The sequence below is a fragment of the Thauera aromatica genome, from assembly GCF_023093595.1.
GTDB lineage: Bacteria > Pseudomonadota > Gammaproteobacteria > Burkholderiales > Rhodocyclaceae > Thauera > Thauera aromatica_A.
The window spans coordinates 153,815-173,674 of the sequence record NZ_JALLIK010000106.1 but is presented as its reverse complement, the minus strand read 5'-3'; the positions used below and the strand labels follow the sequence as shown (position 1 = coordinate 173,674).

Here is a 19,860-nt window from a genome sequence, read left to right as displayed (position 1 = left end):
GTTTTCCCGATCAACCCACTGACCCGGTCTGACGCCATGCTCCTGCTCACCACCACCCGCGATGCGCTCCTCGCTCCGCTGCAGTCGGTTGCCGGCATCGTCGAAAAACGCCACACCCTGCCGATCCTGTCGAACGTGCTGATCGAAAAGCACGGCGACCAGCTGACGATGCTCGCCACCGACATCGAGATCCAGATCCGCACCACCACCGGCGGCCACATCGGCGGCGAGGACGCCGCGATCACCGTCGGCGCGCGCAAGCTGCAGGACATCCTGCGCGCCCTGCCCGACAGCGCCGAAGTCAGCCTGACGCTCGACGACAAGCGCCTCACGCTCAAGGCCGGTCGCAGCCGCTTCCAGCTCCAGACCCTGCCTGCGGCCGATTACCCGCGCCTGTCCCCGCCCGACGGCGACAGCGCCCGCCTGACCATCGGCCAGCGCGCGTTCAAGCGCCAGCTCGCCCAGGTGTCCTACGCGATGGCGCAGCAGGACATCCGCTACTACCTCAACGGCCTGCTGCTGATCGCCGACGGCGGCGAACTGCGCATGGTCGCCACCGACGGCCACCGCCTGGCCTACGCCGCTGCTGCGCTCGAAGCTCCCTTTGGCGCGCAGGACGGCACGCGCACCGAAGCGATCCTGCCGCGCAAGACCGTGCTCGAACTCGCCCGCCAGCTCACCGACAGTGACGACCCCCTCGAGATCCTGCTCGCCGGCAACCAGGCGGTGTTCCGCTTCGGCTCGATCGAGCTCGTCACCAAGCTGATCGACGGCAAGTTCCCCGACTACGAGCGCGTCATCCCGCAGGCCCATCCCAATCTGGTCGGCTTCGCCCGCCAGCCGCTGCTGGCCGCGCTGCAGCGTGCCGCGATCCTGACCACCGACAAGTTCCGCGGCGTGCGCATGGTGCTCGAGGACGGCGTGCTGAAAATCGTCAGCACCAACGCCGAGCAGGAAGAAGCCCATGACGAACTGGAAATCGACTACCACGGCGACAAGCTCGACATCGGCTTCAACGTCACCTACCTGCTCGACGTGCTCAACAACCTCTCCTCCGACACCATCGACTGGCATTTCAACGACGGCAACTCCAGCGTCCTGATCACCCTGCCGGGCAACGACCAGTTCAAGTATGTCGTGATGCCGATGCGGATCTGAGCCGCAGCTTCAGCGCAGCCCCCGTTCTTTACGAATCACCGAGATGACCATGTCCGAACCGCAAGACCTGCCCACCGCGTCCGCCAAGGCTCACGAAGACTACGACGAAACCAGCATCCAGCAGCTCGAAGGGCTGGAAGCGGTCAGGAAGCGTCCCGGCATGTACATCGGCGACACGTCCGACGGCACCGGCCTGCACCACATGGTGTTCGAAGTCGTCGACAACTCCATCGACGAGGCCCTGGCCGGCCATTGCGACGACATCGTCATCACCATTCACGCCGACAACTCGATCTCGGTCACCGACAACGGCCGCGGCATTCCGGTCGGCGTCAAGATGGACGACAAGCACGAACCGAAGCGCAGCGCGGCCGAAATCGTCATGTGCGTGCTCCACGCCGGCGGCAAGTTCAACCAGAACAGCTACAAGGTCTCCGGCGGCCTGCACGGTGTCGGCGTGTCCTGCGTCAACGCGCTGTCGAAGTGGATGCACGTCACCGTCGCCCGCGACGGCAAGCGCCACCTGCTCGAATTCGAGCGCGGCAAGCCGCAGAACCGCGTCATCGAAGTCGTCGACGGCATCGAGGTCAGCCCGGCGCGCGTCATCGGCGAAACCACCAAGCGCGGCACCAAGGTCCATTACCTCGCCGACGAAGAAATCTTCGGCACCGTCGAGTACCACTACGACATTCTCGCCAAGCGCCTGCGCGAACTCTCCTTCCTCAACAACGGGGTCAAGATCCGCCTCGTCGACCAGCGCACCGGCAAGGAAGAGGACTTCGCCTTCGCCGGCGGCGTGAAGGGCTTCGTCGAGTACATCAACCGCAGCAAGACCGTGCTCCACCCCACCGTGTTCTACGCCACCGGCACCACCCGCATCCCCACCGGCCACGGCCACGACGCCGAACTGGCGGTCGAAGTGGCGATGCAGTGGAACGACAGCTACGCCGAACAGGTGCTGTGCTACACCAACAACATCCCCCAGGCCGACGGCGGCACCCACCTCACCGGGCTGCGCGCGGCGATGACGCGCGTCATCAACAAGTACATCGAAGAAAATGAGATCGCCAAGAAGGCCAAGGTCGACATCACCGGCGACGACATGCGCGAGGGGCTGGCCTGCGTGCTGTCGGTGAAGATGCCCGACCCCAAGTTCGCCAGCCAGACCAAGATGAAGCTGGTGTCGTCGGAAGCGCGCCCGGCGGTGGAGGAAGTCGTCGCCAGCAAGCTCGCCGACTTCCTCCTCGAGAACCCGCTCGACGCCAAGACCATCTGCAACAAGATCGTCGAAGCCGCGCGCGCGCGCGACGCCGCGCGCAAGGCGCGCGAGATGACCCGGCGCAAGGGCGTGCTCGACGGCGTCGGGCTGCCCGGCAAGCTCGCCGACTGCCAGGAGAAGGACCCCGCGCTGTGCGAGCTCTACCTCGTCGAGGGCGACTCCGCCGGCGGCTCCGCCAAGCAGGGCCGCGACCGCAAGTTCCAGGCGATCCTGCCGTTGAAGGGCAAGATCCTCAACGTCGAGAAGGCGCGCTTCGACAAGCTGCTGCAGAGCCAGGAGATCGCCACCCTGATCACCGCGCTGGGAACGAGCATCGGCAAGGACGACTACAAGCCCGAGAAGCTGCGCTACCACCGCATCATCCTGATGACCGACGCCGACGTCGACGGCGCCCACATCCGCACCCTGCTGCTCACCTTCTTCTACCGCCAGATGCCCGAGTTGGTCGAGCGCGGCCACATCTACATCGCCCAGCCGCCGCTGTACAAGATCAAGCACGGCAAGACCGAGCTCTACATCAAGGACGACCACGAGCTCAACGGCCACCTGCTCAGGCTCGCCCTCGACGGCGCCAGCCTGCTGCCGCGCGAAGGCGCCGCGCCGATCGCCGACGAGGCCCTCGGCGGCCTGGCGCGCAGCTACCTGCTCGCCGAAGCCGTCGTCCGCCGCCTGGCGAGCTACATCGACCCCGAAGTGCTGCAGGTCATGCTCGCCCACGACATCGAAGTCAGTCTCGACGACGAAGCCGCTGCGCACACCTCGGCCGAACGCATCCGCCCCCACCTGCCCGAAGGCCTGCAGATCTACGCCGAATACCACGACGAATCCGAAGCCTGGCGCCTCACCATCGAGCGCCTGCACCACGGAAACCGCAAGTTCGGCTGGGTCGAGCACGACTTCCTCGTCTCCGGCGACTACCGCAGCATCCGCAACGCCGCCCAGGCCATCGCCGGCCTCATCGGCCCCGGCGCCGAGATCCGCCGCGGCGAGAAGCGCCAGCCCGTCACCCGCTTCGCCGACGCCATCAAGTGGCTGCTGGCCGAAGTCGAACGCGGCCTCAGCAAGCAACGCTACAAGGGCCTCGGCGAGATGAACCCCGAGCAGCTGTGGGAAACTACCATGGATCCGGCGGTGCGCCGCCTGCTGCGCGTGCAGATCGACGACGCCATCGCCGCGGACGAGATCTTCACCACGCTAATGGGAGACAACGTCGAGCCGCGCCGGGCCTTCATCGAGGGCAATGCGCTGTATGCGCAGAACATCGATGTGTGAGTTCTTGTAGCAGCGACCACAAACTGGCAAATGGCTAGCCAATTATTGGCGGACGGCCAGAAAGGGCGGGCGAATCCGGTAGGGTTCCCCGCCCTTTTCCTTTGACTGTTACCGACGGGAAAGCCGGCCGCGACAGGGCCCCGAGCGTGCGCGCGACCGCCTCGATGACATGCACGTGCCCCGCGAACGCTACAATCCGTCCGTCTGCGACCACCATCGATCCCTCCCGAGAAATGTCCCTCGACTGTTGGCAGCCCCACCAGCAGGATCATCAACCCCACGTCTTTCCGCGGCACCGAACGCCCCCACGATCCCGCTGCTATGCTCACGCGCTCGGACTGCCATGCCCCCAAGCCACCGGGACCGGAGCGACCCGCATGAAAAAATTCATCCGCGACAACCCGACCATCGCCTTCGGGCTCGGCCTGCCGCTGCTGCTCGTCGCCGTATTCCTCGCCATCTCGGGCATTCCCGCCCTGCTGGTCGCACCGCCGCAGTACGAGGTGCTGTACGCGACCAACTACAACTTCTACAACAACGCGCACAACGCGATCCAGATCGCGGTCGTCGGTGATCGCGTGCAGGTCAGCTACGTCGGCAATATGCAGCCCTACCAGACCCCGCGGCTGTGGCGCTTCAACCCGAAAACCGGCGCGGTGAGGGAAATCGCGCTGCCGTTGCCGCCCGGCCTCGCCCCCAACAGCGGGCGCCCGGTCGAGGCGGAGAAGACACCGCGCGTGACCCCCATCGACGTCCCCGACCTCGCCGAGCTCAAGGTCGATTCGTCGAGCCTGGCGCCCGACGGCTACACGTTCCGCAGCGGCGCCGACGGCTACGGCGGAAACGTCTTCGACGGCCTGTTCTTCGGTTCTTCGCGCTACCGGATCCAGGCCGAACTCATCAAGGACGGGCGCAGCATCCGGCTGCCCAACACCGAAGGCGCCTACTACGGCAACACGGTCCGCTTCGTCGGCTGGGTGCTGCCGTGATCTGGCTCCTGCTGCTGATCGTGCTGATCGTCCTCGCCGGCGGCTGGTGGGGCTGGCCGCTGGCCGCGGCGCTGTTCGGCAGCCGCGCGATCAACGACAAGACCAGCGCGCTCGGCAAGATCGCCGAGTTGATGCGTGCCCATGACATCTCGCCGGCTGAAGTCGCTGCGGTATACCGCGATCCGACACTGATCTCGACCGCAGCACCCACACGCAGCAGCGGCGAGATTGCACGAACGCTCTTCATCTACCTCGGCGCGATCTTCATCCTCGCCGGCATCGGCACCTACATCGGCATGTTCTGGAACCGCATGGGCAGCGTCATGCGCATCGTCGTCACCCTCGGCGTCGGTTATGCGCTGCTGGTCGTGCTGGTCTCGGCGCTGCACGAGAAGAAGTTTCCCAAGCTCGTCCTGCCGCTGACGCTGGCGACGGCGTTCATGCTGACGAGCGGCTGGTTCGTCTTCATCCACGAGGTCTTTCCGCGCGGCGACGACTGGCGGCTGGCTGCGCTCGCCGTGTTCGGCACGATGGCGATTCATCAGGGCCTGCTGTTTCGCCAGTACGCGCTGAGCGTGCTCGCCTTCACCGCCCTGTGCTTCGTCTACGCCTTTCTGTCGGTCGGCCTCGACCTGCTCGACGTGCCGGCGGGCTTCAGCGCGCTCGTCCTCGGCGCCTCGCTGTTCGTGGTCGCCAGCGGGCTTGAAAAGTCGCCGCAGCGCAGCCTCGCCGAGTTTGCCTACCTGATCGCGCTGTGCTGGCTCAACGCCGGCTTGTTCGACCGCGTCGCCATCGCCGCCGCGGCCGACTGGGCCGCGCTGCTGACCGGCGCCTCGGTCATGTCGGCCGCCTACGGCCTGCACAAGGACGGGCGGCAGCTCCGGCTAGCCGGCCTCGGCTACCTGATCGGCTCGGCGCTCGCCTACAGCGGCCTCTTCGACCTGCTGCGCCAGACCCCGGTCGAGCTGCTCTATTTCGCCGTCACCGCCGCGATGCTCTACGCCTGCGTGCGGCTGCAGAGTCGCGCGCTGCTCCTGACCACGGTGCTCGCGATGCTCGGTTTCATCGGCTACTTCACCGCCCGACACTTCGTGGATTCGCTCGGCTGGCCGATCTCGCTGGTCCTCATGGGCGTCGCCTTCATCGGCGTCAGCACCCTGGCGATGCGGATCAAGCGGCAGATCTAAGGACCTTGGTCTGGAAGGGGCTGTACCGGTCGACCGTTTCCCTGCTGTACTCGCTATCCAAACGACTACTGCGCTCCGGCTGTCACAGCGTCCGGTTTCGGCAGCATCCGCGAACAGGAACTTGCTGCCCCAAAACAAACGCCAGGAACAAACGCCAGGATTGACACAACGTACGCTAACGCGTACGTTATCCGCACCAACGGAGACCCGCAATGACCACGCTCACCGCTTCCGAGGCACGGGCCAACCTGTACCGCCTCATCGATCAGGCCGCAGAGTCCCATCAGCCCATCCACATCGCGGGCAAGCGCACGAGCGCCGTCTTGCTCTCCGCGGAAGACTGGCAGGCCATCCAGGAAACGCTTCACCTGCTTTCCATCCCGGGGATGCGCGAGTCCATCAAGGAGGGCATGGCCGAGCCGCTTGACGAGAGCGCCCGGGAGCTCGACTGGTGAGCTGGCAGCTCGTGTTCTCGAACCACGCCCAGAAGGACGCGAAGAAGCTGGCGGCCGCCGGCCTGAAGTCGAAGGCCCAGGACTTGCTCGCGATCCTGGCGAATGATCCCTTCCAGACGCCCCCGCCCTACGAGAAGCTCGTGGGCGACCTTGCCGGGGCCTACTCGCGCCGGATCAACATCCAGCACCGCCTGGTCTATGAGGTCTTCGCCGAGGAGCGCGTGGTTCGCGTGCTGAGGATGTGGTCGCATTACGAGTAGGAAGGCGGGCTGTATTGCGGCGTTCGACATCGCGTCCTTGATTGATTCATTTTCAATCACTATGATTTTTTCAGCATCGCACTGAACGCATGAAGCGGCTCCTCAGGACCGCTTCCCGGCACCCGCTCCCAACCGACGAGTCTCCAGATGACGCAAGCCGCAACCAAAGTGCTCACCGCCCATGTGCCGCTCCCGCTCGCCGAGAAGGTCGATCAGATGGCCGCGAGGCTGGAGCGCTCGCGCGGCTGGATCATGAAGCAAGCGCTCTCCGCCTGGATCGCCCAGGAGGAAGAGCGCGATCGCCTGACCCAGGAGGCGCTCGCCGATGTGGACGCCGGTCTCGTCGTCGACCATCTCGCGGTGCAGACCTGGGCCGACAGCCTGGGCACCGACCAGCCCCTGCCGCTGCCGCGCTGATGGAGCTGAAATGGACCAGCAAGGCGCTTGCCGATCTGGCGCGCCTTCATGAGTTACTGGCGCCGGTGAACAGGCAGGCCGCTGCAAAGACGGTACAGGCGCTGACCAAGGCCCCGATCATCCTGCTGAGCAACCCGCGCATCGGCGAACAGCTTTTCCAGTTCGCGCCGCGCGAGGTACGGCGGATCCTGGTCGCGCAGTACGAGGTGCGCTACGAGATCCGGGACTCGGTCATCTACGTCCTGCGGCTGTGGCACACCCGAGAGGACCGTGCCTGACCCATGCCCCTCGACTTCGCCACCCTCGACGCCCTGCGCAGCCACCACCCCGCCTGGCGCCTGCTGCGCTCCGGGGGTGAAGGCCAACGTGGAGTTCTTCGACGCCGCCCGTCCCGCTCAAGCACGCTTCCGTATCGCGTCGTTGGCCGCGTCGGCCGGCGGATGGAGCAAGCCTTGCGCGTGCAGGCGCGCGACGCTCCAGCCTGCGCCGAGCAGGATCATGCGGGTGTCGAGTTCGGCCGCGCGTGCGGGCGGAATGGAGACGCCGAGATCGTGCATGCGCCTGGCGCGCAGGGCGACCCAGCGCAGCGGGCGGCGGCGGGCGAGGGCGCGCCACAGCGCATGCGCCCCCTCCGACTGGCGCGCACCGCTGACCAGGCAGAAGCCGCGGTCGAGCCCCCAGCCGTACACCGCGCTGGCGATGCCGCGCCCCTGGTAGGCCGGCGCGTATTTGGAGTGCGGCGAGCGCACGTGACGATCGGTGCGGCGATCGACCTCGATCAGGCGATTGAACACGGTATAGCCCGCGAGCCGCGCGCGGGCCGGGTCTTCGACGTAAACATAGTGTTCGCCGTCGGCCTCTCGATGGTGAAAGACCAGGCCGGGGAGCAGCGCAGGCAGGCGGGTGCAGCGGTGGATCGGGTCGCCCGGGCTGTGCAGCCGGCCGTACAGGGTGTCGAGTTCGGCTTCGATGCCGGCGTCGGGCCGATTGACGTCGATACGCAATTCCATCCGCGGCGGCGGCAGCACGCGGCGGAGGACGGCGGCGACTGCAGTGCCGAGCGCGGAGTGAAAGGCCGCGGGCCAGGCGGCACACCCCACCGCCCGTGCGGCACCACTCGGCGGCGGCTGCGGAAAGGCGAGCGCCGAGCGCGGGGAGAAGCTGGAACGGTGGGAGCGCAGGGTAGGGCGGGCGGGCAGGCCGCGCCGGTGCAGGGCGAGGGTGTTCATGGCACGACCTCCGCTCAGTACGCCGCCGGGCCGGCCCACCAGCCGCTCATCAGGCCTGCGGGGCGCTGCGGCGCGCTCACTCGCGCGCTCGCTTCCCAGGCTGCCATCTGCACGTCGAGACCGGCGAACACGCCATAGCCCGCACCGGCGCGGATCGCCTCCCCGGCGACCAGGCTCTCGCCGGCGCGAATCGCGCCCGCGGCGGCGATCACGCCACCGGCCTTGATCCCCCAGCCGGCTTCGAGGTGCAGGCCGGCATGGATCGAGCCGCCCGCGGCGATCCCCTGCCCGGCACGCAGCGTGTCCGCCACCCGAATGTCAGCGCCCGCCTGCAGCCCCCTGGCGCAACGCACGCCTTCGTCGGCGAGCAGATCGAGACCGACGCAGACGTTGCCGGCCACAAGCAGGCGGGCGCCGCAGCGCAGGTCCCAGCCGGTGCGCAGACCGCCGTCGCAGCGCAGCTCGCCCGCGCAGTCCACGCCCCAGTCCGCGCGCAGGTCGCCACCGACGTGCACGCCGGCTTCGCCACGCACGCCGCCGCCCGCCCGCAGGTCGGCGCCGATCCGGACTTCACCGCCTGCGCGCACCCCACCTCCGGCCTGCAGCGAACGGCCGACGCGGAGCACGCCATCGACGTCCACCCCGCCGCGCACTTCGAGCGTGCCGGCGAACACGATCGCGTCGGCCTCGATCGCATCGACCACACGCACCTCGTCGGTGGGGCCGAACTGCTCGAGCAGCCAGCAGGCGTCGCCGACGCGGCCGGCGGCGACCATCTCGTCGAGCATGGCCTGGTAGTTGCCGCCTTCGCCGAACTGGCGGACGAACCAGCGGAATCCATCGGTGCAGGGCCGCTTCGCCCTGACGAAACTTCTGGTGAGAACCATCGCATTCCCCTCGTGCATTGCGCCGCCACGTGCCGGGCGTGGCGTTCCGGGTGCAGCCCTGCGGGGCAATGCCGATGGCCGGGAAGGTCGGGATGGACCGGGGCCGGACCGCCTCGACGGTCGATGGGCGGGAAGCTGGAGAAAGCCCCGCGGCAGCTGCACGTTGAACGGGAGGCGCGGTGTGCGCGTCCCGGGCAAGGTGCCGTGCGGGGGGTGGGGCTCAGCCCCTGTGGTATCCCCGCACGGCCTGGAAAAGCACGGCGGGAGACCCTGTGACCTTGAATGCGAGCTGGGTCGCGAGATCGCGCAGCGGCGACAGGATGCCGCGCGCGCGCAAACCGGCACCCGCGCGCAGCGAAGCGCGGCAAAGGGCGGAGCGGAGGCGAGCGGGCAGGGTCACGCGGTGCTCAATCGGTGGGAAAGGGCGGATTGTAGGCCAGGACGGACAATCTGTCCGCCCCTCCGGCTTCACACCCGTCCGCCTTCACCGGCACTCTTGCGTGCGGAGATCCACATGGACACCGCCTCCTTCGGCAAATCAGGCCGGCGCGGGCACCGGGTCCGGATTAAGGGCTGAAGTCCGGGACGGGGCGCCATTACGGCTCCATGCTCTTCCAGCTCCGTGCTCTTCCGATTCTGCGTTATTGCAACTCCGTTGCCTTAAAGCGCTTGTCCGCCTAGAATGCGCCGATGCTCCCCACCGTCCCCGCAGCCCGGCTCCGCGCCGGGCTGCGCGCTTTCCTCCCCGCGCCGCCGTTCTTCCCTCGCCTCGCACGACGCGTGGGCGGCCGCTGCACGGACGCGGTCTGGGCGCTCCTGCTTGCCATCGCCATCGCCCTGCCCAGCCTCCAGGTCGAGCAATTCGCCCACGCCCTGTCCCACCTGGCGGCCCCGGCGCGGCTCGCCGAGGGGCTACCGGGCACCGGGCAGGCCCGGGGCGAGGACAGCGGCGGCGACGTCGCAACGCCCTGTCTGGAATGCCTCGCGCTCGCTGCGCTCGACCTCCCCCTGCTCCCACGCGCGACCACCCCGGTCGCCGATGGCGGAGCGTCCCCCCCGCCCGCTGCAGCGGACGCGGCCCCCTTCGCCTGCCGCAGGCTGAGACCGCACTGCCGGGCCCCGCCTCCTTCGCCGTTGCGCCAAACCCTCATCTGAGCGCGCCGGGCCGCCCGCCCGACGCCCATCCCCCTGCCCATCCGCCGCCCCCGCGCGGACGGCGGGCGTGTCTTGCCGCGCCCGCACACAGCACGAAGGAAAACACCGATGTCCCGCCGCTATCCCGTTCCGACCCCGCTCATGCTGGGTCTTGTCCTTGCGTTTGGTCCGTGTCTTGCCCGGGCCGATGACACCGCGCTCACCCCCGTCACCGTTTCCGCCAGTGCGCTCACGCTCGGCAGCGCGCAGATGAGCACTCCGGTCAGCGTGCTCGCCGGCGACGAGCTCGTCCGCCGCCGCAGCGCCACGCTGGGAGAAACGCTGGCCGGCGAACCCGGCATGGCCGCCAGCCATTTCGGCGCTGGCGCCAACCGGCCGATCATCCGCGGCATGGACGGCCCGCGCGTCAAGCTGCTGTCCGACGGCAGCGAGATCATGGACGCCTCCACCATCAGCCCCGACCACGCAGTCGCGCTCGAGCCGATGCTGAGCCGGCAGATCGAAGTGCTGCGCGGCCCCTCCGCGCTGGCCTACGGCGGCGGCGCGCTCGGCGGCGTCGTCAACGTGCTCGACTACCGCATCCCCACGGTGCTGCCCGCGCACGGCGTGGAAGGCAGCGTCGAACTGACCGCCGACCACGCCGCACGCGGCGTCGCCGGCGCCTTCGAGCTCACCGCCGGCAGCGGCAACGTCGCCGTCCATGCCGAAGGCCTCGCGCGCGACGCGCGTGACTACCGTGTCGGCAGCGGGTGGGCCGCGGGCAGCCGGGTGGCAGGCAGCTACAACCAGACCGAAACCGGCAGTTTCGGCCTGTCCTGGGTGGGCGAGCGCGGCTATCTCGGCCTCGCCTTCACCCGCCAGCAGAACGAATACGGCCTCCCCGGCCACAGCCACGAATACGAAGCCTGCCACCTGCACGGTGGGCGCCTGCACTGCGGCGAGGACGGCGACGAGGACGACGATGAGGGCGGCGATGAGCACGATCACGACGCCGCGCTCGCCGGCACACCCTACGTCGACCTCGACAGCGAGCGCTGGGACCTGCGCGGCGAACTGCTCGAACCTTTCGCCGGCTTCAGCCACGCCCGTCTGCGCGCCTCCCACACCGACTACGGCCACGACGAAATCGAGCGCGAGGACGGCATCGCCAGCGTCGGCACCCGCTTCCGCAGCAAGGCCGGCGACGCCCGCCTCGAGCTCGAGCACGTCCCGCTCGGCGGCTGGCGCGGCGTGATCGGGCTGCAGGCCGGCCGCCGCGACTTCCGCGCCGACGGCGACGAAGCCTACGTGCCGCCGACGATCACCGCCAAGCACGCCGCCTTCCTGATCGAGGAATACACCCTCGCCGACTGGCGCTTCGAAGCCGGCCTGCGCCACGAATGGCAGCGCATCGACGTCGACGGCCCCCAGCGCGACCGCAGCCACCGCGGCAGCTCGGTGTCGGTGGGAGCGGTGTGGGATTTCGCCCCGCAGCACAGCCTGAGCACGACGCTGTCGCGCACCCGGCGGCTGCCGACCGCCGAGGAGTTGTACGCCGACGGCCCACACACAGCGACCCTCACCTGGGAGCGCGGCAACCCGGACCTGAAGGCCGAAACCGCCCACAACATCGACCTCACCCTGCAGCGGAGGGCAGGCCCCACCACCTTCTCGATCAGCGTCTTCCACAACCGCGTCGACGACTACATCCACGCCCGCACCCTCGACGCCCATGAAGACTTCCGCCTCATCGAGTACGCCCAGCGCGACGCCCGCTTCACCGGGGTCGAGGGCGCCCTCCGCCGCCAGCTCGATACCATCTTCGGCCTCACCCTGTTCGGCGACTACGTCCGCGCCCGCTTCGACGCCGGCGCAGGCGACCGCGACCTGCCGCGCATCCCGGCGCACCGCGTCGGTCTGCGGCTCGATGCGAAGTGGAATGCCTGGGAGGCCGAGGCGGAGCTGTTGCGCGTCGGCCGGCAGGACGAGGTGGCGGAGTTCGAGACGAACACCCCGGGCTACGACATGCTCAACCTCGACCTGAGCTACCGCGGCCGTCACCACGGCATTCCGTGGCAGATCTATCTGAAGGGCAGCAACCTGACCGATGAACTGGCCTACGCACACAGCTCCTTCATCAAGCGCGCCGCCCCGCTCGCAGGGCGCAACCTCAGCATCGGTATCAGAGTATCGTTCTGAATCCGTCCCCGGCCACCCGATGCGCGAAATGACCACCGCCCGCACGAAAACCGCCGCCCTGCCCGCCGCCGCGGAGCGGCGCAGCCCCGCTTATCTGGCCGGCTACCCGCCCGCGCTGGTGCATCAGGTGGAGGCTGCGATCGCGCAGGGCAGCCTCGCCGACGCCCTGCGCCGGCGCTATCCGCAGGCGCACGACGTGCGTTCCGACCGCGCCCTCCATGACTACGTGCAGGCGCTCAAGGCCGCCCACCTGCGCAGCGCACCGCCGCTCGCCAAAGTGCGCTTCGACAACACCCTGCACGTGATCCGCAACGCGCTCGGCACCCACACCGCGATCTCGCGCGTGCAGGGGGCGCGGCTCCAGGCCAAGCGCGAGATCCGCATCGCCACGCTGTTCCGCGAGGCGCCGGAAGCCTTCCTGCGCATGATCGTCGTGCACGAGCTCGCCCACCTGCGCGTGCGCGATCACGACAAGGCCTTCTACCAGCTCTGCCTGCACATGGCGCCGGACTACCACCAGTACGAGTTCGACCTGCGCGCCTACCTCGCCTACCGCGAGGCGGGTGGCAAGGCGCTGTGGGGAACGTAGGGAAAGGGACCCAAAGAAACCGCCCACGCCGCGCGGCGCACGGCGTGGGCGGAAGGACGGTGTGAGCGCGGCCCGGATCAGCGCAGATCGAAGCGGTCGGCGTTCATGACCTTGGTCCACGCGGCGACGAAGTCGCGCACGAACTTCTCCTGGTTGTCGTCCTGGGCATAGACCTCGGCGTAGGCGCGCAGGATCGAGTTGGAGCCGAACACCAGATCGACGCGGGTCGCGGTCCACTTCTTCGCCCCGCTCTTGCGCTCGACGATGTCGTAGCTGTTGCGCCCGGTGGGCTTCCAGCTATAGGCCATGTCGGTCAGGTTGACGAAGAAGTCGTTGCTCAGCACGCCGACGCGCTCGGTGAACACGCCATGCCGGCTGCCACCGTGGTTGGTGCCGAGCACGCGCAGGCCGCCGACCAGCACGGTCATCTCGGGCGCGGTGAGGCCGAGCAGCTGGGCACGGTCGAGCAGCATCTCCTCGGGCTGGACTACGTAATCCTTCTTCTGCCAGTTGCGGAAGCCGTCATGCACCGGCTCCAGCACCGCGAAGGAGTCGACGTCGGTCTGTGCCTGGCTGGCATCGCCGCGGCCCGGCGCGAACGGCACCTCGATGTCGAAGCCGGCGGCCCGGATCGCCCGCTCGAGGCCGACGTTGCCACCGAGCACGATGACGTCGGCGACGCTGGCGCCGGTATCAGAAGCGATCTTCTGGTAGACCGCGAGCGCCTTCGCCAGCCGCGCCGGCTCGTTGCCTTCCCAGTCCTTCTGCGGGGCGAGGCGGATGCGCGCGCCATTGGCGCCGCCACGGTAGTCCGAGCCGCGGAAGGTGCGCGCGCTGTCCCACGCGGTGGCCACCAGATCGCCCACCGACAGGCCGGCGGCGGCGATCTTCGCCTTCACTGCGGCGACGTCGTAGTCGGTCCGGCCGGCAGGCACCGGGTCCTGCCAGATCAGATCTTCGGCGGGCACGTCGGGGCCGATGTAGCGCGCCTTCGGACCCATGTCGCGGTGGGTGAGCTTGAACCAGGCGCGGGCGAAGACCTCCTCGAAGTAGGCCTGGTCGTTGCGGAAGCGCTCGGCGATCTTGCGATAGGCGGGGTCGAAGCGCATCGCCATGTCGGCGTCGGTCATCATCGGCTTCTTGCGGATGGACGGGTCTTCCACATCCACCGGCATGTCTTCTTCGGCGATGTTCACCGGCTCCCACTGCCAGGCGCCGGCGGGCGACTTCTGCGGCCACCAGTCGTGTTTGAACAGCATGTCGAAGTAGCCGTTGTCCCATTTCGTCGGATGCGTGGTCCACGCCCCCTCGATGCCGCTGGTCACGGTGTCGCGGCCGATGCCGCGGGTGGCGTGGTTGATCCAGCCCAGGCCCTGTTCTTCCACATCGGCAGCTTCCGGCGCCGGGCCGAGGTTGGCCGCGCTGCCGTTGCCGTGGGCCTTGCCCACGGTGTGGCCGCCGGCGGTGAGCGCCACCGTCTCCTCGTCGTTCATCGCCATCCGGGCGAAGGTCACGCGCACGTCACGCGCGGTCTTGAGCGGGTCGGGCTGACCGTCGACGCCTTCCGGGTTCACGTAGATCAGGCCCATCATCACCGCGGCGAGCGGGTTCTCGAGGTCGCGCTCGCCGGAGTAGCGCGAGCCTTCGCTGCCGCTGGGGGCGAGCCATTCGCGCTCCGAGCCCCAGTAGGTGTCCTTCTCGGGATGCCAGATGTCCTCGCGGCCGAACGCGAAGCCGAAGGTCTTGAAGCCCATCGACTCGTAGGCCATGTTGCCGGCGAGGATCATCAGGTCGGCCCAGCTCAGCTTGTTGCCGTACTTCTTCTTGATCGGCCACAGCAGGCGGCGCGCCTTGTCGAGGTTGCCGTTGTCGGGCCAGGAATTGAGCGGAGCGAAGCGCTGGTTGCCGGTGTTGGCTCCGCCACGGCCGTCGGCGACGCGGTAGGTGCCCGCCGCGTGCCAGGCCATGCGGATCATCAGGCCGCCGTAGTGGCCCCAATCCGCCGGCCACCAGTCCTGGCTGTCGGTCATCAGCGCCTTCAGGTCGTTCTTGAGCGCCTCGACGTCGAGCTTCTTCAGCTCTTCGCGGTAATCGAAGCCGGCGCCCAGCGGGTTGGTCTTGCGGTCGTGCTGGTGGAGGATGTCGAGGTTCAGCGCCTTCGGCCACCACGCCATCACCGAATTCGCCGCGGCGGTGTTGCCGCCATGCATCACCGGGCACTTGCCGGCAGTGTTCGTGCTGTTCTCGCTCATGTGGTTCTCCTTCTCTGGCTGCGTTGGACGGTGATCGAAAATGACGAATCCGTTGCGCGAGGAAACCCCCGCCAGGGGCGACCGCCGCCACGTCAACCGGGCGATCCGCCTGCAGGATCAGGGTAGCAAAGATCACACAACATTGAAGCAATCGGCATGATCGCGCGGGGCTATGCGCCCTCTCCGCCGTCTGCCCGTCTTTCCGCCGCAGGATGCGCGGGCGCAGGCGGGGCACGGATACATTCCATTACCCGGATAAAAACGATGCATGAAATTCCATCGCCGATTTGAAGGAAAATACCGCCCTCGCCGGTTCTGCACCCTGCCTGCCGGACCGGCCCCGGATTTCTCCTTCAGGAAGCGACCATGCTGCAGAAATTCCCCGCCTTCGCCGGCGTCAACGGCCCCGTCGTCGTCATCGTGCTGGACGGCTACGGCATTCCGAAGCACCACGTCGGCAGCGCGATCGACGCCGCGCGCAAGCCCACCCTCGAGCGCCTGTTCGCCGAATGTCCCAACATCACCCTGCGCGCCCACGGCACCGCGGTGGGGATGCCCTCGGACGACGACATGGGCAACTCGGAAGTCGGCCACAACGCGCTCGGCGCCGGCCAGGTCTATGCGCAGGGCGCGGCGCTGGTCGCCAACGCGATCGCCGAGGGCGCGATCTGGCAGGGCGAGGCGTGGCAGCAGATCGTCGCCGGCGCCAAGGCCGGCGCGAACGGCAAAGCAGGCACGCTCCACTTCATCGGCCTGTTCTCCGACGGCAACGTGCACAGCCACATCGACCACCTGAAGGCGATGGTGCTGCGCGCAAAGGAAGAAGGCGTGGCCACCGTGCGCATCCATGCTCTCCTCGACGGCCGCGACGTACCCGAGACCAGCGCGCTCGACTACGTGCTGCCCTTCGAGGCCTTCCTGCAGGAGGTCAGCGGCGCCGGCTTCGACGCCCGCATCGCCTCCGGCGGCGGGCGCCAGACCATCACCATGGACCGCTACGAGGCCAACTGGGCGATGGTCGCGCGCGGCTGGCGCACCCACGTGCTCGGCGAAGGCCCGCAATTCGCCAGCGCCGGCGATGCGGTGCATGGCCTGCGCGCGCAGCACCCCGGCACCATCGACCAGGATCTGCCCGAGTTCGTCATTGCCGACGAGGGCAAGCCGGTCGGCACCATCGAGGACGGCGACGCGGTGGTGTTCTACAACTTCCGCGGCGACCGCGCGATCGAGATCACCCGCGCCTTCGTCGAAGCGGATTTCACCGCGTTCGACCGTGTGCGCACCCCTAAGGTCACCTACGCCGGCATGCTCCAGTACGACGGCGACCTGCAGTTGCCGAAGCGTTTCCTGGTCGCCCCGCCGGCGATCACCGACACCTCCGCCGAGTGGTTCAGCAAGTCGGGGCTGGCCCAGTTCGCCTGCTCCGAGACGCAGAAGTTCGGCCACGTCACCTACTTCTGGAACGGCAACCGCTCGAACAAGTTCGAGGGCGAGACCTGGCAGGAAGTCCCCAGCGACGTCGTGCCTTTCGAGCAGCGGCCGTGGATGAAGGCGGCCGAGATCACCGACGCCATGATCGCCGCGCTGCGCTCCGGCCAGTACCGGGTGCTGCGCTGCAACTACGCCAACGGCGACATGGTCGGCCATACCGGCCACTTCCGCGCCGCGACGATGGCGATCGAGGCGGTGGACCTGGCGCTGGCGCGCCTGTTGCCAGCGATCGACGCCGCCGGCGGGGTGGCGCTGATCACCGCCGACCACGGCAACGCCGACGAGATGTTCGAGCTCGACAAGAAAACGAAGCAGCCGGCGCTCAACCCCGACGGCTCGCCCAAGGCGAAGACCGCGCACACCCTCAACCCGGTGCCGCTGATCCTCTACGACAAGGTCAGCGGCGGCCGGCTCGGCCTGCAACCGACCGAGCACGCCGGCCTGTCGAACATCGCCGCCACGGTGGCGAACCTGCTCGGCTTCGACAAGCACCCGAAGTGGGACGACAGCCTGCTCACGCTCAAGTAAGGCAGGCCCTCACCCGGCGGACGGCGCCCGGGCGCCGATCCGCTGGCGCCGCTGTACACGCCGGTACAAGCCCGATCCATGCCGTGGTGCACACTCTTCCTCGCCGGGCCCTCACTTTCCGGGACCGGAGCCCTCGCAGGAAGCCCCCATGAACAAGATCAAGTCCGCATTCGTCCTCATCCCTGCCACCCTCACCCTCCTGTGGTGGCTGGCCGATCCGCTGCTGCTGCAGGGCGACCTCTTCTTCGCCGTGCGCAGCATCCTGGTCCATTACACCGGCGTGCTGGCGATGGGCATGATGAGCGTCGCCATGCTGCTCGCCCTGCGTCCGGTGGCGCTCGAGCCACTGCTCGGCGGCATGGACAAGGCTTACCGGCTGCACAAGTGGCTGGGGATCGGCGGGCTGACGCTTGGCACCGTCCACTGGCTGTGGGCCAAAGGTCCGAAATGGGCGGTGGGCTGGGGCTGGCTGGAAAAGCCCGCCCGCGGCCCGCGCCCCGAACAGACGGTGGAGCTGTTCCGCTTTTTCCAGGAACAGCGCGGCCTCGCCGAGGCGATCGGCGAATGGGCGTTCTACGCCTTCGCCGTCCTGGCCGCGATCGCGCTGATCAAGCGCTTCCCTTACCGCCGCTTCCTCCAGACCCACCGTGTGATGGCGGCGGTCTACCTGGCGCTGACCGCCCATGGCGTGATCCTGCTGCCCTTCGCCTACTGGCCGACACCGCTCGGCGTGCTGATGGGCGCGCTGATGGCCGCCGGCAGCGTCGCCGCAGCGATGTCGCTCGCCGGGCGCATCGGGCGCAAGCGGCGCGCCGAGGGCGAGATCGAAACCCTGGTCCATCACCGCACCAATCACGTCCTCGAAGTCGGCCTGCGCCTGAACACGCCGTGGCGCGGCCACCAGGCCGGGCAGTTCGCCTTCGTCACCTTCGATCCGCAGGAAGGGCCGCACCCCTTCACCATCTCCTCGGCGTGGACCGGCGACGGGCGGATGCGCTTCATGATCAAGGCTCTCGGCGACTACACCCGCAGCCTGCCGGCAACACTGAAGAGCGGCGATCCGGTACGCGTCGAAGGCCCGTACGGCCGCTTCGATTTCGGCGGCGCACAGCCGCGCCAGATCTGGGTCGCCGGCGGCATCGGCATCACCCCCTTCGTCGCCCGCCTGCAGACGCTCGCCAGCGAAGCCGGCACCACGCCGGTGGATCTGTTCTACAGCACGAGCGCGCCGGACGAAGGCTTCATCGCCCGTCTGCGCGAGCTCGCGGCCCGGGCGAAGGTGCGCCTGCACGTCCTCGTCGCCGCCCGCGACGGCCGCCTCGATGCCGACGCGATCTGCCGCGAGGTGCCGGACTGGCAGGCCGCCGGAGTGTGGTTCTGCGGCCCCGCGGGCTTCGGCCGGGCGCTGCGCACCGCCTTCGCCGGCCGCGGCCTCGGCCCCGAACGTTTCCACCAGGAACTGTTCGAAATGCGCTGAGCGCGCATGCCCCGGCTCTCCTGCCTACTTGCCCTGCTGCGCTCCGCCTTCCCGGAGCGGGCCGTACTCCACCGGCACCCAGGCGTAGCCCGTCGCCTCCGGGCGCACGCGGCCCAGCCCGGGAAAGGGCAGGTGCGCGCCGGCGACCCACCAACCCTCGTCCGCCGCCCGGGCGAGAACCGCTTGGCGGGAGCGGACCGCCTGCGCCGGGTCCACGTCGAATTCGATCGACACGACGGGGCGGGCGAACTGGACCCCATGGGCGTGGATGATGTCGCCCCAGATCAGCAGGCGCTCGGCCCCCGACTGCAGCAGGTACGACGCATGCCCCGGCGTGTGCCCCGGCGTGGGGACGACCCCGATGCCGCCCGGCAGGGTCTCGCCTTTGGCGAAAGTCCGGAACCGGCCTTGTGCCGCATACGGCGCGAGCGCGGCCTGCGCCATGCCGAAGAACGCCCGACGTGCTTCGGGCGCCGCTGCGGCGGCGCCGGGGTCGAGCCAGTAGTCCGCATCCTCTTTCGCCCCCCACACCGTCGCGCGCGGAAACACGGCCTGGCCTTCGGCCGAGACCAGGCCGCAGAGATGGTCGGGGTGCATGTGGGTCAGCAGCACCGTATCGACCTCCTCGGGGCGGTAGCCCGCGGCCCGCAGGTTGTCGACGAGATGGCCCATGGTCGGGCCGAAGCAGCGCGCCGCACCGGCGTCCACCAGGATCAGGTTGTTCCCGCCATGCACCAGGTAGGCGTTGACCGCGGTCTGCACGCCGTCATCGCCGGCCTGGAAGGTGCGCGCGAGCAGGGTCTGGATTTCCTTCGCCTCGAGCCCTTGCAGCAGCTGCGGCGCGAGCTTGACGTAGCCGTCATAAAGGGCGGTGACCGTGTGTGCGCCGACGGCCTGGTGGAAGAATCCGGGCACCTGGACGGTGGGGGACGGCGGCACGCCTTGGGCACCGGCAGCGGAAGCCGCCAGTCCGAACGCGGCGAGCGCCAGCAGGCGGCGGACCGAAGTGAAACGGGAATGAGCGTGCATCGCAGGATCTCCAACGAAACGAGGGAAA

16 protein-coding genes are annotated in these 19,860 nt (G+C 68.6%); 12 read left to right on the top strand and 4 right to left on the bottom strand.

Translation table 11 applies throughout. The features are described 5' to 3' along the window. Positions 1–36: 36 nt before the first annotated feature. The 8 genes from dnaN (at position 37) to MXC99_RS12605 (ending at position 7,295) form a co-directional block, all read left to right on the top strand. Entirely contained in the window at positions 37–1,158 is a 1,122-nt protein-coding gene (gene dnaN, locus MXC99_RS12640; RefSeq protein WP_247725791.1) for a DNA polymerase III subunit beta, read from the top strand. 49 nt (positions 1,159–1,207) lie between these two features. Beyond that, complete coding sequence (gyrB, locus tag MXC99_RS12635) at positions 1,208–3,709, top strand: DNA topoisomerase (ATP-hydrolyzing) subunit B (RefSeq protein ID WP_247725790.1); 2,502 nt, start codon at positions 1,208–1,210, stop codon at positions 3,707–3,709. Between the two features lie 377 nt (positions 3,710–4,086). Then, positions 4,087–4,698 carry a hypothetical protein gene (locus MXC99_RS12630; protein WP_247725789.1) on the top strand — a complete coding sequence of 204 codons (612 nt, stop codon included), beginning with the start codon at positions 4,087–4,089 and terminating at the stop codon, positions 4,696–4,698. Beyond that, positions 4,695–5,885 (top strand): hypothetical protein, encoded by a 1,191-nt coding sequence (locus tag MXC99_RS12625; RefSeq protein ID WP_247725788.1) that lies wholly within the window; start codon positions 4,695–4,697, stop codon positions 5,883–5,885. Before MXC99_RS12630 ends, MXC99_RS12625 begins: the two co-directional genes overlap by 4 nt. Before the next feature lie 212 nt (positions 5,886–6,097). After that, on the top strand, positions 6,098–6,340 hold the full coding sequence (locus MXC99_RS12620; protein WP_012584201.1) for a type II toxin-antitoxin system Phd/YefM family antitoxin: 243 nt from the start codon (positions 6,098–6,100) through the stop codon (positions 6,338–6,340). After that, positions 6,337–6,600, top strand: coding sequence for a Txe/YoeB family addiction module toxin (locus tag MXC99_RS12615; protein WP_107219446.1), 264 nt, complete (start codon positions 6,337–6,339; stop codon positions 6,598–6,600). The genes MXC99_RS12620 and MXC99_RS12615 overlap by 4 nt, the downstream gene beginning before the upstream one ends. A 147-nt stretch (positions 6,601–6,747) precedes the next feature. Further along, positions 6,748–7,017 carry a CopG family ribbon-helix-helix protein gene (locus tag MXC99_RS12610; RefSeq protein ID WP_107219447.1) on the top strand — a complete coding sequence of 90 codons (270 nt, stop codon included), beginning with the start codon at positions 6,748–6,750 and terminating at the stop codon, positions 7,015–7,017. Further along, complete coding sequence (locus MXC99_RS12605) at positions 7,017–7,295, top strand: type II toxin-antitoxin system RelE/ParE family toxin (RefSeq protein ID WP_247725787.1); 279 nt, start codon at positions 7,017–7,019, stop codon at positions 7,293–7,295. Before MXC99_RS12610 ends, MXC99_RS12605 begins: the two co-directional genes overlap by 1 nt. Before the next feature lie 117 nt (positions 7,296–7,412). Here MXC99_RS12605 and MXC99_RS12600 read toward each other — a convergent pair whose 3' ends face one another. Continuing rightward, positions 7,413–8,246, bottom strand: coding sequence for a hypothetical protein (locus MXC99_RS12600; RefSeq protein WP_247725786.1), 834 nt, complete (start codon positions 8,244–8,246; stop codon positions 7,413–7,415). A 14-nt stretch (positions 8,247–8,260) separates the two neighbouring features. After that, on the bottom strand, positions 8,261–9,133 hold the full coding sequence (locus MXC99_RS12595; protein WP_107222251.1) for a hypothetical protein: 873 nt from the start codon (positions 9,131–9,133) through the stop codon (positions 8,261–8,263). A 1,263-nt stretch (positions 9,134–10,396) separates the two neighbouring features. On the opposite strand from MXC99_RS12595, the gene MXC99_RS12590 reads away from it, so the two are divergent. Both MXC99_RS12590 and MXC99_RS12585 read left to right on the top strand, forming a co-directional pair. Beyond that, the gene (locus MXC99_RS12590) at positions 10,397–12,466 is read left to right on the top strand and encodes a TonB-dependent receptor domain-containing protein (RefSeq protein ID WP_247725785.1); all 2,070 of its coding nucleotides are present in this window, start codon (positions 10,397–10,399) and stop codon (positions 12,464–12,466) included. Positions 12,467–12,494: 28 nt separating this feature from the next. Next, the gene (locus tag MXC99_RS12585; RefSeq protein ID WP_247725784.1) at positions 12,495–13,055 is read left to right on the top strand and encodes a YgjP-like metallopeptidase domain-containing protein; all 561 of its coding nucleotides are present in this window, start codon (positions 12,495–12,497) and stop codon (positions 13,053–13,055) included. Positions 13,056–13,132: 77 nt separating this feature from the next. Here the strand turns inward: MXC99_RS12585 and katG are convergent, their stop codons facing one another. Beyond that, positions 13,133–15,307, bottom strand: a complete 2,175-nt coding sequence (gene katG / locus MXC99_RS12580) for a catalase/peroxidase HPI (RefSeq protein WP_247725783.1) — start codon at positions 15,305–15,307, stop codon at positions 13,133–13,135. A 366-nt stretch (positions 15,308–15,673) separates the two neighbouring features. On the opposite strand from katG, the gene gpmI reads away from it, so the two are divergent. Together gpmI and MXC99_RS12570 are read left to right on the top strand one after the other, a co-directional pair. Further along, positions 15,674–17,326, top strand: a complete 1,653-nt coding sequence (gene gpmI, locus MXC99_RS12575; protein WP_247725782.1) for a 2,3-bisphosphoglycerate-independent phosphoglycerate mutase — start codon at positions 15,674–15,676, stop codon at positions 17,324–17,326. A 148-nt stretch (positions 17,327–17,474) separates the two neighbouring features. After that, a complete protein-coding gene (locus MXC99_RS12570) occupies positions 17,475–18,803 on the top strand; it encodes a ferredoxin reductase family protein (protein WP_247725781.1) in 1,329 nt (442 codons plus the stop codon). Between the two features lie 24 nt (positions 18,804–18,827). On the opposite strand, the gene MXC99_RS12565 is transcribed toward MXC99_RS12570, so the two are convergent. Then, on the bottom strand, positions 18,828–19,832 hold the full coding sequence (locus tag MXC99_RS12565) for an MBL fold metallo-hydrolase (protein WP_247725780.1): 1,005 nt from the start codon (positions 19,830–19,832) through the stop codon (positions 18,828–18,830). Positions 19,833–19,860: the final 28 nt, after the last annotated feature.

Excerpts from the sequence above, each read along its gene's own strand:
- dnaN (WP_247725791.1), top strand. The coding sequence starts at position 37 with ATGCTCCTGCTCACCACCACCCGCGATGCGCTCCTCGCTCCGCTGCAG.
- gyrB (WP_247725790.1), top strand. The coding sequence starts at position 1,208 with ATGTCCGAACCGCAAGACCTGCCCACCGCGTCCGCCAAGGCTCACGAA.
- MXC99_RS12630 (WP_247725789.1), top strand. The coding sequence starts at position 4,087 with ATGAAAAAATTCATCCGCGACAACCCGACCATCGCCTTCGGGCTCGGC.
- MXC99_RS12620 (WP_012584201.1), top strand. The coding sequence starts at position 6,098 with ATGACCACGCTCACCGCTTCCGAGGCACGGGCCAACCTGTACCGCCTC.
- MXC99_RS12610 (WP_107219447.1), top strand. The coding sequence starts at position 6,748 with ATGACGCAAGCCGCAACCAAAGTGCTCACCGCCCATGTGCCGCTCCCG.
- MXC99_RS12605 (WP_247725787.1), top strand. The coding sequence starts at position 7,017 with ATGGAGCTGAAATGGACCAGCAAGGCGCTTGCCGATCTGGCGCGCCTT.
- MXC99_RS12600 (WP_247725786.1), bottom strand. The coding sequence starts at position 8,246 with ATGAACACCCTCGCCCTGCACCGGCGCGGCCTGCCCGCCCGCCCTACC.
- MXC99_RS12595 (WP_107222251.1), bottom strand. The coding sequence starts at position 9,133 with ATGGTTCTCACCAGAAGTTTCGTCAGGGCGAAGCGGCCCTGCACCGAT.
- MXC99_RS12590 (WP_247725785.1), top strand. The coding sequence starts at position 10,397 with ATGTCCCGCCGCTATCCCGTTCCGACCCCGCTCATGCTGGGTCTTGTC.
- MXC99_RS12585 (WP_247725784.1), top strand. The coding sequence starts at position 12,495 with ATGACCACCGCCCGCACGAAAACCGCCGCCCTGCCCGCCGCCGCGGAG.
- katG (WP_247725783.1), bottom strand. The coding sequence starts at position 15,307 with ATGAGCGAGAACAGCACGAACACTGCCGGCAAGTGCCCGGTGATGCAT.
- gpmI (WP_247725782.1), top strand. The coding sequence starts at position 15,674 with ATGCTGCAGAAATTCCCCGCCTTCGCCGGCGTCAACGGCCCCGTCGTC.
- MXC99_RS12570 (WP_247725781.1), top strand. The coding sequence starts at position 17,475 with ATGAACAAGATCAAGTCCGCATTCGTCCTCATCCCTGCCACCCTCACC.
- MXC99_RS12565 (WP_247725780.1), bottom strand. The coding sequence starts at position 19,832 with ATGCACGCTCATTCCCGTTTCACTTCGGTCCGCCGCCTGCTGGCGCTC.